A 13,260-nucleotide genomic window follows, 5' to 3' on the forward strand; every position below is an offset into this window, starting at 1 on the left:
GGCGGTCCCGACAAGCGGAAACTACACAAAGTCATGGGCTTTGACCTGCCGTGGTGACCGGCGAGTCGCGCGAAAGGGTGCGCGGGGGACCGCCTCGTCCGGATCGGGACCCGGGCGCGCGGGCCGGGGTCTGCCGCGCCCCGGGTCCCGCACGGCGTCCGCGCCGCACGCCCTAAGGTGGACACCGTGCCGACCACATCCACTTCCTCCCCGCCGCCCGCCGTGCCCACCTACGAGCTGGAGGACGAGCTCCGCTCCTCCGGCGCGCGGGTGGTCGCCGGAGTGGACGAGGTGGGCCGCGGCGCCTGGGCCGGGCCGCTCCTGGTCTGCGCCGCCGTCTCCGGTGAGGGCGCCCCGCCCCCCGGGCTGACCGACTCCAAGCGCCTGACCCCCAAACGCCGCCGGGAGATCGCCGACCAGCTGCGCCCCTGGGTCGCCGACCACGCCTTCGGCTGGTCCTCCCCCGAGGAGATCGACGAGGTCGGCATGACCGAGGCGCTGCACCGGGCCTCCCGCCGCGCCCTGGACGCGCTCTCCCCCCGGCCCGACGCCGTCATCCTCGACGGCAGGCACGACTTCATCGGCGGCCCCTGGAGGGTGCGCACCTGCGTCAAGGGCGATCTGGCCTGCGTCAGCGTCGCCGCCGCCGCGATCCTGGCCAAGGTCCGCCGCGACGCCCTCATGGCCGAGCTGGCCGCCGACCACCCGGGCTACGGGTTCGAGCGGGCCGCCGGGTACCCCTCGCCCGTGCACCGCGCCGCCCTGGCCGAGTCCGGGCCCACCCCGCACCACCGCATGAGCTGGTCCTACCTCGACGACCTGCCCCGATGGAAGCACCTGCGCAGGGTCCGCCCCGCTTCCGGCGGGCAGCTCCCCCTGCTGTGAGCACCGGACCCGCGGCCCCCGGGCGGCCCCCGGCCAGGGGGCACGACACGCGGTCCCGTACTGGACATCCGCCCCACTTGGGGCAAGGCTGTGGCTGTGGACGTCGGCCCCCCGACGCCTCCCGCCCCCGACCCGAACCCCGCCGGTCAGGAGAGCCGACCGCCACGGACCCCCACCCAGGAAGGTTCATGGATGACGCGTGAGATGCGCTCCACCGCCGCCGCGGAGCCGGGACGCGCCTCGGGACTCGACCGCATGCGCGCCCTCTACCACCGGATCCCCCTCGGCCGACGGCTCGTGTCCGCACTGGTCCTGCTGACCGTGGTCGCCGTCGTCGCGCTCGTCACGGGGGTCTCCGTCTTCGGCGCGGTCACCGCGGCACTGGTCCTGCTCATGGTCCTGGCCGCCCTCATGCGCTCCGTCGACGCCTTCGCCACCGTCATGGTGTGCGTGCTCTGGCTCGCGGTGGCCGTTCCCCTCTTCCAGATCCCCCTCACCGGCGAACCCGTCACGCTGCTGGTCCTGCCCCTGCCCCCGCTCGTGGTCCTGGCCGCCGGGCAGGCGCGCGAGTTCCCCGTCTGGCACACCACCGTGCTCTCGCTGACCGCCGGGCTCATCGCCGGGTTCTCCCTGGCCCTGGTCGGGCTGGTCGTCGAGCCCTTCGCCGCCTCCTGGGGGATCGCCCTGCTCTACGCCGCCGCGGGCGCCTGCCTGCTGTGGCGGCTGTCGGCCTCGCGCCAGATCCACCGGGAGAGCGAGGCCAACCGGCGCGAGACGGCCAAGTCCATGCCCGTCTCGCGCCGCAACGGCGGCGCGGGCCCCGCGAACGCGCCCGGGGGCCGGGACGGAGCCGACGGCCGCACCCGGCCGCTGCGCGCACGCACCGGCAGCGGCTCCCGCGGGGCCCCCTCCGCCGACAGCGACGACGAGCCCGTCCCCGTCGACCAGGCCCTGGCCGAACTGGAGGACATGGTCGGCCTCGACCCGGTCAAACAGCAGGTGCGCGGGATCGCCGCCTCCATCGAGGCGGCCCGCCTGCGCGCCGACGCGGGTTTCCCCGTCGAGCGGCCCCTGCGCCACCTGGTCTTCTCCGGCCCGCCCGGCACCGGCAAGACCAGCGTCGCCCGCACCCTGGCCACCATCTTCCACTCCTTCGGGCTGCTGCCCACCTCCCGCGTGGTCGAGGCCCAGCGGGCCGACCTCGTGGGGGAGTACCTGGGCGCTACCGCCATCAGGACCAACGAGCTCATCGACCGGGCGCTGGGCGGCGTGCTGTTCGTGGACGAGGCCTACTCCCTGGTCAACGAGGGCGACGGCCAGGCCGACCGGTTCGGCAACGAGGCCGTGCAGACCCTGCTCAAGCGCGCCGAGGACGACCGCGACCAGCTCGTCGTCGTCCTGGCCGGGTACGAGAAGGAGATGGACGCCTTCCTGGCCTCCAACCCCGGTCTGGCCTCGCGCTTCGCCACCCGCATCAGCTTCCCCAGCTACACCGCCGACGAGCTGTTCCGCATCGCCGAGTCCCTCGTCCACCAGCGCGGCGACATCCTCGACGAGGAAGCCGCCCAGGCGCTGCGGCGAAGGTTCGACCAGGTGGTCCAGCGCGAGGTGGTCGACGAGCTCGGCAACGGCCGCTTCGCCCGCTCGGTGGTGGAGAAGGCCGCCCAGGCCCGCGACGTGCGCGTGGTCACCGCCGGGGTGGACGGCGCCGAACCCGCGCCCCGGCCCGAGGCCGAGGACCTCATCACCGTCCGCGCCTCGGACGTGGAGGCCGCCCACCGGGAGCTGACCTCGCGCCTGCCCGGTTTCGGGGAGGCGCCCGGCATCGGGGAGGCGATGGCCGAACTGGACGCCATGATCGGTCTGGAGCCGGTCAAGGAGCAGGTCCGCTCCATCGTGGCCCAGCTGCGGGTGGCCAAGCTCCGCGAGGAGCAGGGGCTGCTCAACCAGGCGCCCATGCGGCACTTCGTGTTCTCCGGTCCGCCCGGCACCGGCAAGACCACCGTCGCCCGGGTGCTCGGCCGGGTCTTCGCGGCGCTGGGCCTGCTCGGCCGCGCCGACGTGGTCGAGGCCCAGCGCGCCGACCTGGTCGGCGAGCACCTGGGCGCCACGGCGGTCAAGACCAACCGGCTCGTGGACCGGGCGCTGGGCGGCGTGCTGTTCGTGGACGAGGCCTACTCCCTGGTCAACCCCGGCTACAGCGGCGGCGACGCCTTCGGCTCCGAGGCCATCCAGACCCTGCTCAAGCGGGCCGAGGACGACAGGTCCCGGCTCGTGGTCGTGCTCGCGGGCTACCCGGCGGAGATGGAGCGTTTCCTGGCCTCCAACGCCGGACTGTCCTCGCGGTTCAACGTGCGGGTGCGCTTCCCCTCCTACACCGCCGACGAGCTCACCGAGATCGCCGAGACCGTGGCCGCCCGCACCGGTGACGCCTTCGACGACACCGCGCGCGAGGACCTGCGCAGCATCTTCGCGCACGTGTGCGAGGCCGGGTGGATCGACGAGCTCGGCAACGGCCGCTTCGCCCGCTCCCTGTTCGAGAAGGCGTGCTCCCACCGCGACCTGCGCGTGTCCCAGGAGCTGGGCGAGGCCGCGACCGCCGCCGAACTCACCGTGCTGACCAGCGCCGACGTCCGCAAGGCCTACGCCGAGGCGACGCAGTAGACCCGGGGGGCGCGTACAGGCGTGCTGCTAGTGTCCGGATCATGACCGCTGCACCCACTTCCTCCGCGTCCCCCGTCACCCAGGCGCTCATCCTCGCCGGCGGCCAGGCCACCCGGCTGCGGCCCTACACCGACACCCGCCCCAAGGCGATGGTGGAGGTGGCCGGACGGCCCATCATCGACTACCAGCTGGAGTGGCTCACCGGCCACGGCGTCGAACACGTCGTCGTCTCCTGCGGCTACAAGGCCGAGGTCCTGCGCGAGCACCTGGAGGCCCGCGAGGGCGGCCCGCGGGTCACGCTCCTGGTCGAGGACGAGCCGCTCGGCCGCGGCGGGGCCCTGCGCTTCGCCTCCACCGGCCTGCACGACCCGGAGGCCCCCTACTTCGCGCTCAACGGCGACGTGCTCACCTGGTTCCCCCTGGACGAGATGACCGCCCACCACCGGGAGCGGGGCGGCCTGGCCACCCTGGCCCTGGCCCAGTTCCGCACGACCTGGGGCATCGTGGACGTGGACGACCAGGACCGGATCGAGGGCTTCACCCAGAGCCCGCTGCTACCGGTGTGGATCAACGCCGGGGTGTACCTGTTCGAGCCGGGCATCACCCCGCTGCTGCCCGCCAAGGGCGACCACGAGTCCTCCACCTTCCCCGACCTGGCCAAGGAGGGGCGCCTGGTTGCCTACCGCATCGACGGCTTCTGGCGCGGCGTGGACACCGCCAAGGACGTCAAGGAGGCGGGGGAGCAGATCACCGCCATGCGCGAGGGCGCCTGACCCCGGCCGGGGAAGAGCGGACGTCGGCTGACGGGGCGCCGGGGAGGATGGGTATCGTCACCAAGGTGACGAACGACGGTTTCCTCCTCTCCAGCGCCCCCAACTTCCGAGACCTCGGCGGGCACCGCACCGCCTCGGGCCGCACGGTCCGCCGCGGGCTCGTGTACCGCTCCGACGCCCTGCACGCGATCGCAGCGGACGAGCTGCCCGTCTACAACGGCCTGGGCATCCGCCAGCTCGTCGACCTGCGCACCCCGCACGAGCGCGAGACCCTCCCCGACGTCGTCCCCGAGGGCGCCGAGTACGCGGTCGTGGCCGTGCAGGACCCCGAGGCGGCCGGTGCCAACTTCTCCCTGGCCCTGGCCGACCCCGAGAAGGCCCGTCTCATGTTCGCCGACGGCGCCGCCGAGCGCTTCATGCACGGCGTCTACCGCGAGCTCGTGACCGACGCCGAGGCGCTCGCCGGATACCGCGAGCTGGTCGAGCGTGTGGCCCGGGGCCCGGCGGCCCTGGTCTTCCACTGCAGCGCGGGCAAGGACCGCACCGGCTGGGGCGCCGCCCTGCTGCTCGGCCTGCTGGGCGTGGACCGCGAGGCCGTGGTCGCCGACTACCTGGCAAGCAACGAGCGCCAGGCCAACACCGACGAGTGGATGCGCAGGCTCGCCCGGCACAGCGCCCTGGAGTGGGAGGAGGTCGTGCCCATGACGCGGGTGCGCGCCGAGTACCTGGAGACCGCCTTCGCCCACGTGGACGAGGTCCACGGCTCCTTCGACGCCTACGTCACCGAGGGCCTCAAGCTCTCCGACGCCACTGTCGAGCAGCTGCGCGAGCGCATGCTGGAGTAGGTGCCGTGCGGCGAGGGCGCAGCGTCGGGGCGGGCGCCGCCTACAGCGCGTCCAGTCGGCGGCGCAGGTCGCTCTCGCCCGAGGCGGCGTCCAGCACCTCGCCCAGCGCGGCCAGCACGCCGGGCCGGTCCACGCCCCGGTCCAGCATCCGGCGCGCCGCCGCCCACAGGTTCGCGGGCCTGCCGTGCCACAGCCGCCGGGCCAGGCGCTCGTGCCGGTCCAGCTCCCGCTCCCGCTCGGGATCGTCGCCGGTCACCGGCCGGTACCACCGGTCCTGCCCGCTGGAGTGGCGGCCGCTGTGCGGGGTGGCCGCCTCGTACTCGCCGTAGTGGTCCAGGCGCAGCAGCGCTCTTCGGCCCCGGGCCGTGTCCGGGTCGAACTCCTCCGGCGCCCACGTCACCAGCTCGCTGGCCAGCAGCGGGAACGCGAACATCCGCCGCGCCAGCGACGAGAAGTCGCCGTCGGGCATCAGCCGCCGCACCGCCTCCTGGCGCAGCCCCAGCGGGCGCGCCGGATCGCGGTAGGTGCGGGTGAACTCCGCGGTGGACTCCCACACCGCGTCCAGCGTCGCGCCCACCGCCACCTGCGGCAGCCCGCCGCGTCCGCCCGCCCAGCGCACCCACGCCGCCAGCACGTGCGGCATGGCCTCCTGCTCCTCGGGCAGCAGCACCACCCGGCCGGGCAGCCAGTGCAGCAGGAAGGACTCCACCTTGCGCGGGCTGACGCGCATCGGCCGACCGCCGTCCACGTCGCAGCCGTGCGTGATGATGTGGTCGGCGCAGCGGCTCGCCGCGTAGGAGTCGGAGAGCTCGGCGGCCTCGTCCGAGGCCAGGAAGCGGGCGGCCAGCACCGCGCGCCGGTCGCGCCGCCACACCGGTGCGGGGAAGGGGTCCACTCCCTCGGGAGGGGTGGGCAGGGACCGCACCCGCGCGTTGGCCAGCGCGAAGTGCGCGGCCAGCGACCCCCCGGTCAGGTCGGAGACCTTCAGTCCCACCGGCTCCACGAGCGCCCCCGAGGCCCGGTCGGCCGACGCTCCCGCCACCACCTGCTCCGTGCGCTCCAGGGCCCGTGACAGCAGGGCGCGCGCCTCGGTCAGCTCCACCTGGGCGAACCGCGCGAACTCGTCCGTCTCGGCCCTGGCCCGGCAGCTCTCCAACAGCTGCTCGACCTTGGTGGTCACCCAGGCGTCGCGCAGCACGCCGCCGCCGTTGTGGTCCAGGACCAGGATCAGCGCGTGCTCGGGCGGCAGCGAGCCCGGGTGGCCGGGGTGGTCGCCGTCGCGGCTGAACACGCACACGAAGTCCTCGGTGTCACCGAACTGGTCGGTGCTGACGTAGACGGCCACCGGCGTGACCTCGCCGAGCTGGGAGGCCCACGCCGGTACCTGGAGGCCGCGCTCGCGGAGTGCGATCATCCCCTGTTCGGCCAGGCTCCGCTGCTCGGACGAGGTGCCCAGGGCGGTGACCGCCGCGAGCACGCCCAGCCCCGCGGGCTTGCCGGAGGCGGTGGCGTGCGCCACCAGGCCCTCGCCGAGCAGCCTCTCCACGTCCACGCCGGGGACCCGCTCCCCCCACCACGTGCCGAGCAGCTCGCTGAAGGCCAGCTCGGCGTCGAGGGGGTGGCGCATGGCCAGCAGCGCTCTGGCGGCGCGCAGCATCTCGTCGAAGACGGCGCGGGGAACCGGTTCGGAACCTGGGGACGGAGGCATCGGGGAGGGCACCATCCGAGCGTATGCCAGCCCGGGTGTGCGCTCCTCCGTTCCCGCGCACCGACGGCGGCGCCCCGGCGGAGCCGGGCGCGACCGGGGCGCGGCTCCCGTCGGGGGAGGCCGCGCCCCTGGCGGCGACCGTCGGGTTCAACGCGGTTGCGGTACGCCCCGGTGGCCGCCGAACAGGCCCGCGGCCGATCTGCGCGCCGACTTCCTGGCCGGCGGGGAGGGCGGCACGGAGTTCACCATCGCCTCCAGGTGCTCGCGGGCGACCCGCTCGACCAGGTGCGGCGTGACCGTGATGCCCAGGTGTTCGACGCAGTTCCAGGTGTCGCTGACGCAGCGTTCGACACATCGGTGGGACAGGGCACTGAACTCGTCGTGGAGCCGTGCCGAGATCCGACTGAGATCCTGGACCGGGAAGGTCTGGAGCATTCTCGCTCACACCCCTAGCTGGAGATGGCCTGGACGGTGACCTCCACCCATTTCACTTGTTCTGAACGGAGTGTCAACCCCTCTCCCGGCACGCTGTTGATAAAACCTCCGGGAAGCATCGTTTACTCGAACACCACCGTCATCGCAGATCAACAAGGCGAAAAGGGTGTTTCAGGCGTATAACGCCCCTGGTCCCGAGTGGAGAACGCAAACCTCCCGCGAACGCCCATCGCCCGGAATTGGCGGAAAACACGTCACGGAAAGTCCCCGTCCGCTGTGACGCGACCGGCGGGTGGCCTATTGTTTACCTTCCACGTCCGCGGACGGCCTCCCTCCACGACGGCCGTTGCGTGCGGACGGCTGTGTCTTATGCTTGAGCCGTGACAGCGGCCGAGAGGAGTCATCGAGCGTGACTCCCGGGAGCCGCGGAGCCCCCCGATCACCTTCGGCGCCGCGCGACTTCCGGCTTTCACGCCATGGGCGGCCGGTCGACAGGGGCCGCGCGGCCCAGGCAGCACCCCCCAACGAAACACGGCTGGGGAATCGACGGTTCCGGAGGTGTCGAGCAGTTGAGCGCCGAGACGTCCATTCCGCCACCCCGGGTCAGCAGGGCGGAACTCCCCGACGCGGTCAGATCCCTCCTCACCGACTCCCCGATCGGATTCGCGCTGCTCGGCCCCGACGACCTCCTCGGCACGATCAACCAGCGCCTGGCCGCCGACGTCCTGGGGCGCGCCCCCGCCGAGTGCCTGGGCCGCGACCCCGCAGACCTGCTGGAGGAGAACGGTGACCGCGACGCGGCCGCCGACCACCGGGCCGGCCTGGCCCGGACGCGCGAGAGCGGACAGGCCGCACGCGGACGCCACCGCGCCCCCGCCGGGCAGCTGTGGGACCTGACCTGGTTCCCCGTCACCGAACCGGACACGGCCGAGGAGTACGTCGCCCTCATCGCGGTCCCCGCCGGTGAGGGCGCCGAACCCGTCGACGGCGCCGCGCTGCGCCGCGACGAGCAGCGGCTGCGCGCCCTGTTCCAGGCGGGCAACCAGATCGTCTGGGCCGCCGGACCCGGCGGCGAGATACGCGAGGACTGCCCCCAGTGGCGGGCCGTCACCGGTCAGGAGCTGGAGCACTACCTGGGCCGGGGCTGGCTCGACGCCCTCCACCCCGAGGACCGGCCCCGCGTCGAGCGCGCCTGGGAGGACTCCGTCCTCGACGTCACCCCCTTCGACGCCATGTTCCGCGTGCGGACCCGCTCGGGCGGCTACGGCCACTACCGGGCCAGGGCCCACCCGGTCATGGAGGGGACACGGACCGCCGAGTGGGTCGGCACCCTCGCCGACATCACCAACGAGCGCGAGGCCGACGAACTCCGCCAGCGCCTCAACCAGCAGCTCAGCGAGGCGGCCATGCGCACCGCCCGCCTCCAGAAGGCCACCTCCGACCTGGCCGAGGCGCTCACCGCCGACGAGGTCGTCAACGCCATGTCCGAGATCGGCCGCTCCGGGGTGGGCGCCGACCACACCTGCGTCGTCCTGCTGGACCGAGACCGCCTGCGGCTGCGCACCATCGCCGCCGCGCACGCCCACCAGCTGCCCCGCTCCACCTTCCCCACGGACCACCCCGACATCGCCGCCCTGGCGGTGGCCGACCGGCTGCCCCGCCTGGCCGCCAACCCGGCCGAGCTGGGCGCGCTGTTCGACGGCGCGCCCGAGGTGGACGAACTCGTCGGGTCCACGCCCGAGCGGGCCTGGATCGCGTTGCCGATGATGACCGCGGGGCGCCCCATCGGCGCGCTGCGCTTCGCCTTCTCCACCCCGCGCGAGGTCTCCGACGACGAGCGCGTGTTCCTGGAGGCCCTGGCCGGACAGTGCGCGCTGGCCATCGGCCGCGCCACCCTCTACGAGCAGGAGCACAACACCGCCGAGGAGCTCCAGCGCAGCCTGCTGCCCGAGGAACTGCCCGAGGTGCGCGGCGTGCGCCTGGCCGCCTACTACCGGTCCGGGTCGCAGAACGTGCAGGTCGGCGGCGACTGGTACGACGCCTTCCCGCTGCCCGACGGCCGCGTCGCCGGGGTGCTCGGCGACGTCATGGGCAAGGGCATCCCGGCCGCGGCCGGGATGAGCCGCATCCGCAACGCGCTGCGCGCCCTGGCCTTCTCCATGCCCGAGCCCGCCGACGTCCTGGCCGGCCTGGATCGCATGTTCTCGGCCACGGAGGGTATGGACCAGGTCACCACACTGGTCTACTTCGTGCTCGACCCCGTCACCGGACAGCTCGACCTCAGCAACGCGGGCCACCTCCCGCCGCTGGTCGTGGCGGGCGGCGCGCGGCCGTCACTGCTCGACACCGAACCCGACACGCCGCTCGGGGTCAGCTCCCCGCGGGGTCACCATAAATTCTTCGTCCAACCCGGTAACACCGTCGCCCTGTACTCCGATGGACTGGTTGAGAACCGCAAACGGTCCGTCTACTCCGGACTCGACGAGCTCGTCCACGTGGCGTCCTCGGCCCCTCCGGAGGTGGTGGGCGATCCACAGCAGATGCTGGAGTACCTTGTTGAGAGCATGCTCGATGGGTATGAGCAGGACGACGACGTCACGCTGCTCGCCGTCCAGCTTCCGGTGATCGACTCCGTGCCGGAGCGGTAGTGCCGGTTCGAGGCGAACTGGTGGACACCGGTCTGTGGCGGACCGGTGCGCACCGGTCCGCGCCGTGCCGGTGAACCGGCGGCAGACCGACGACAGACCGTACGAACAAGTCCATTGCCTTGCCTACAGTGAAGAAGCCGTTCCGCCCCGCGATGCGGGAGTGATCCTCTGCGGGGGTGACCTCCGGGAGCGCATACGCTGGACGGGGACGAACCTGGAGAGCGCATACGCTTGAAAGACCAACGGCTTCCCCGTTCCAGTGGGGACGATCCCAGGCCGCAGGTGGGAGAGGGCGCAGTGCCCGGTCCCGGCCAGGCGGACCACCGGGTCCGACAATCTCGCCACACGTCCGTTCGAGAGGTGTTTGTGTCATCTGCCAGTTCGACTCGCTCGAAGCAGTCCGAGTCACTGCAAGAGCCCGTCATTCAGCAGCTGATCGAGCGTGGGCGGTCCCAGGGCTTCCTTGAGCCCGAGGACGTGCGCCGTGCCTTCGAAGAGGCCGAAATCCCGATGTCGCAGGCGCAGTCCGTGCTCCGCAGCCTCGCGAAGGAGGGCGTGACCGTACTCGTTCCCGAGTCGGCCTCCTCCCGGCGCAAGGCGCCGCGGCGCAAGGCGGCGACCACCAAGACGGCGGCCACGCGGTCCACCTCGACCAGGTCCACCAAGACCACCGCGACGAGCAGGGCGGCCAAGCCCGTGCGCGCGGCGGCGGCCCAGGAGCAGACCGAGACGGTCACCGCCGTGGTCGGTTCCGCCGAGGACGCCGGGGACGAGGCCGGGGCGGAGAAGAAGCCCGCGGCCAAGAAGCCCGCCAAGAAGACGGCGACCAAGAAGCCCGCGACCAAGGCGGCCAAGACCACCGCGGCCAAGGGCCCGGCCGCCAAGACCACCGGCCTCAAGGCCGCCGCCGCCAAGAAGACGGCGACCAAGGAACTCGGACTCGCGGCGGACGGCGAGTTCGACGAGGACGACGAGGACGGCCTGGACGACCTCGAGCACACCGGCGCCGAGCTGGAGCTGGTCGAGGACACCCCGGACCCGGCGGACAAGGACCTCAAGCCCACCAAGCCCGAGGCCGTGGGCGCCCCGGCCAAGCCCGCCAACGAGGACGAGTCCTTCGTCCTCTACGACGACGATGACGACGCCCCCGCGGCGCAGGTCGTGGCCGCGGGCGCGACGGCGGACCCGGTCAAGGACTACCTCAAGCAGATCGGCAAGGTCCCGCTGCTCAACGCCGAGCAGGAGGTCGAACTCGCCAAGCGGATCGAGGCCGGTCTGTTCGCCGAGGAGAAGCTGGCCGAGGAGGCCGAGCTCCTCACCGTCGAGCTGCGCGACGAGCTGGAGTGGATCGCCGAGGACGGCGGCCGCGCCAAGAAGCACCTGCTGGAGGCCAACCTCCGGCTCGTGGTCTCGCTCGCCAAGCGCTACACCGGCCGCGGCATGCTCTTCCTGGACCTGATCCAGGAGGGCAACCTCGGTCTGATCCGCGCGGTGGAGAAGTTCGACTACACCAAGGGCTTCAAGTTCTCGACCTACGCCACGTGGTGGATCCGCCAGGCGATCACCCGGGCCATGGCCGACCAGGCGCGCACCATCCGCATCCCGGTGCACATGGTCGAGGTCATCAACAAGCTGGCCCGCGTCCAGCGCCAGATGCTCCAGGACCTGGGCCGCGAGCCCACCCCGGAGGAGCTGGCCAGGGAACTCGACATGACCCCGGAGAAGGTCGTCGAGGTGCAGAAGTACGGCCGCGAGCCGATCTCCCTGCACACCCCGCTGGGCGAGGACGGCGACAGCGAGTTCGGCGACCTCATCGAGGACTCCGAGGCGATCCAGCCGGGCGAGGCGGTCAGCTTCACCCTGCTCCAGGAGCAGCTGCACTCGGTGCTGGACACGCTGTCCGAGCGCGAGGCGGGTGTGGTGTCCATGCGCTTCGGTCTCACCGACGGCCAGCCGAAGACTTTAGACGAGATCGGCAAGGTCTACGGGGTCACCCGTGAGCGCATCCGGCAGATCGAGAGCAAGACGATGTCGAAGCTCCGCCACCCGTCGCGTTCGCAGGTGCTCCGCGACTACCTGGACTAGGTTCACCCGGGTGGTCGGCCGGTCGGCGGCGGTAGAGCGCTGACCAGCGGCTGAAGAGAACCGGACCGGTCCCGGATCCGCGCCCCCGCCCGAAGGCGGGGAGTGCCGACCCGGGACCGGCACCCCCAGGTCCGCGCGGCTGTGGCGACGTCCGCGTGTGCCGGAGCAGCCCCCGTTGGTGCTCCGAGGTGCCCGTCGCGCTCGGGAGCGTCCTTGGTTCTCCCGGGCACTGCGTCATACGGGGCACCGTGTCGTCCGAGGCGCTGTGTCATCCGATCCGACGGTGTCCATGGTGCCGCACGTACTGTAGGTGCGGCATAAAGTCGCGATATCGAGTCGTTATGTGACGGGGAGTGGCCTGCGGTCGCTCCCCGTTCTCCGTGTGTCCGCAGGCCCCTCCGGGCGCACGGGCGCGGCCCCGTCCGCGCGGCCCGCGCCCCTTTCCCCGGTGCCGTTCCTCAGTCGCGGACGACGACGTTCAGGACGTGCCGTTCGGGCAGCTCCACGGTGTGCCCGAGGTCGCGCAGGGCCGACACCAGCTCCTCGGGGGTGGCGGCGTCCACGCCCTCCAGAAGCAGGGAGCGGGCGATGTCGCCCCGGGTGGCCTTGGCCATGTGGCTGACCACCGTACGCCTGGCGACCCCGTCCACCATGCGCTCGCGCAGCACCCTGACGGCCACGCCGGTCCCCGGAGCGTAGGCGGCGGCGTAGGCGGACGAGCGGCAGTCGACCAGGAGCTGTCCCCCTGTGAACTCGTCCAGGGGCGCGGCCAACTCGCGGCGCCAGTAGGCGCCCAGACCGCCCAGGGGCGGCAGCTTCACGCCCATGGACAGGCGGTACGGGGGCAGCCGGTCGGCGGGCCCGACCACTCCCCACAGCCCCGAGAAGATCAGGACCCGGGCGTCGGGGATGTCGGGGAGGCCGAGCCGGTCGTAGAGCACGCCCGTGTACAGGTCGGCCGCGCGCAGGGTCGGCGCGGTGGTCAGATCCAGGTTGCGCTTGAGAGCGTCGGCCTGCCTGGCGCTGATTCCCAGGGTCTCCAGCGCGGTCTCCTCTGGCCCCGAGCACAGGTCCGCCAGCGCCGCCATGACCCGCTCGCGGGCCCCGGTCAGCTCCGGAAGGGTCAGCGTCCCGAGGTCCAGGCGGGGGCCCTCACCGGAGGAGGCCTTGCCCTCGGACGGCGGCAGCAGGAGGAGCATGGTGGAACTTCCCGGGTG

General features: G+C 72.7%; 9 protein-coding genes. 6 read left to right on the forward strand and 3 right to left on the reverse strand.

The genetic code is table 11. The features are described from left to right. Positions 1 to 186: 186 nt before the first annotated feature. The 4 genes from G011_RS0117665 (at position 187) to G011_RS0117680 (ending at position 5,167) form a co-directional block, all read left to right on the forward strand. Positions 187 to 885, forward strand: a complete 699-nt coding sequence (locus G011_RS0117665) for a ribonuclease HII (protein WP_026338405.1) — start codon at positions 187 to 189, stop codon at positions 883 to 885. A 192-nt stretch (positions 886 to 1,077) separates the two neighbouring features. Further along, positions 1,078 to 3,549: an AAA family ATPase gene (locus G011_RS0117670; RefSeq protein WP_026338406.1), complete on the forward strand. Its 2,472-nt coding sequence runs from the start codon at positions 1,078 to 1,080 to the stop codon at positions 3,547 to 3,549. A gap of 41 nt (positions 3,550 to 3,590) precedes the next feature. After that, positions 3,591 to 4,322 carry a nucleotidyltransferase family protein gene (locus G011_RS0117675; protein WP_019609651.1) on the forward strand — a complete coding sequence of 244 codons (732 nt, stop codon included), beginning with the start codon at positions 3,591 to 3,593 and terminating at the stop codon, positions 4,320 to 4,322. A 47-nt stretch (positions 4,323 to 4,369) separates the two neighbouring features. Continuing rightward, complete coding sequence (locus tag G011_RS0117680) at positions 4,370 to 5,167, forward strand: tyrosine-protein phosphatase (protein ID WP_019609652.1); 798 nt, start codon at positions 4,370 to 4,372, stop codon at positions 5,165 to 5,167. Between the two features lie 40 nt (positions 5,168 to 5,207). Here the strand turns inward: G011_RS0117680 and G011_RS0117685 are convergent, their stop codons facing one another. After that, entirely contained in the window at positions 5,208 to 6,824 is a 1,617-nt protein-coding gene (locus G011_RS0117685) for a hypothetical protein (protein ID WP_026338407.1), read from the reverse strand. Positions 6,825 to 7,022: 198 nt separating this feature from the next. Then, a complete protein-coding gene (locus G011_RS0117690) occupies positions 7,023 to 7,310 on the reverse strand; it encodes a hypothetical protein (protein WP_019609654.1) in 288 nt (95 codons plus the stop codon). Between the two features lie 569 nt (positions 7,311 to 7,879). On the opposite strand from G011_RS0117690, the gene G011_RS0117695 reads away from it, so the two are divergent. Together G011_RS0117695 and G011_RS0117700 are read left to right on the forward strand one after the other, a co-directional pair. Then, entirely contained in the window at positions 7,880 to 9,958 is a 2,079-nt protein-coding gene (locus G011_RS0117695; protein WP_019609655.1) for a SpoIIE family protein phosphatase, read from the forward strand. 366 nt (positions 9,959 to 10,324) lie between these two features. After that, positions 10,325 to 12,043: an RNA polymerase sigma factor gene (locus G011_RS0117700; RefSeq protein ID WP_081642984.1), complete on the forward strand. Its 1,719-nt coding sequence runs from the start codon at positions 10,325 to 10,327 to the stop codon at positions 12,041 to 12,043. Positions 12,044 to 12,501: 458 nt separating this feature from the next. Here G011_RS0117700 and yaaA read toward each other — a convergent pair whose 3' ends face one another. Continuing rightward, complete coding sequence (gene yaaA, locus G011_RS0117705; protein ID WP_019609658.1) at positions 12,502 to 13,242, reverse strand: peroxide stress protein YaaA; 741 nt, start codon at positions 13,240 to 13,242, stop codon at positions 12,502 to 12,504. Between the last annotated feature and the right edge of the window lie 18 nt (positions 13,243 to 13,260).

Origin of the sequence: Nocardiopsis sp. CNS-639, from assembly GCF_000381685.1 — a bacterium.
Taxonomy (GTDB): Bacteria; Actinomycetota; Actinomycetes; order Streptosporangiales; family Streptosporangiaceae; genus Nocardiopsis; species Nocardiopsis dassonvillei.

Coding starts and splice junctions, on each gene's coding strand:
- G011_RS0117685 (WP_026338407.1), bottom strand. CDS start 6,824: ATGCTGCGCGCCGCCAGAGCGCTGCTGGCCATGCGCCACCCCCTCGAC.
- G011_RS0117680 (WP_019609652.1), top strand. CDS start 4,370: ATGGGTATCGTCACCAAGGTGACGAACGACGGTTTCCTCCTCTCCAGC.
- G011_RS0117670 (WP_026338406.1), top strand. CDS start 1,078: ATGACGCGTGAGATGCGCTCCACCGCCGCCGCGGAGCCGGGACGCGCC.
- yaaA (WP_019609658.1), bottom strand. CDS start 13,242: ATGCTCCTCCTGCTGCCGCCGTCCGAGGGCAAGGCCTCCTCCGGTGAG.
- G011_RS0117675 (WP_019609651.1), top strand. CDS start 3,591: ATGACCGCTGCACCCACTTCCTCCGCGTCCCCCGTCACCCAGGCGCTC.
- G011_RS0117690 (WP_019609654.1), bottom strand. CDS start 7,310: ATGCTCCAGACCTTCCCGGTCCAGGATCTCAGTCGGATCTCGGCACGG.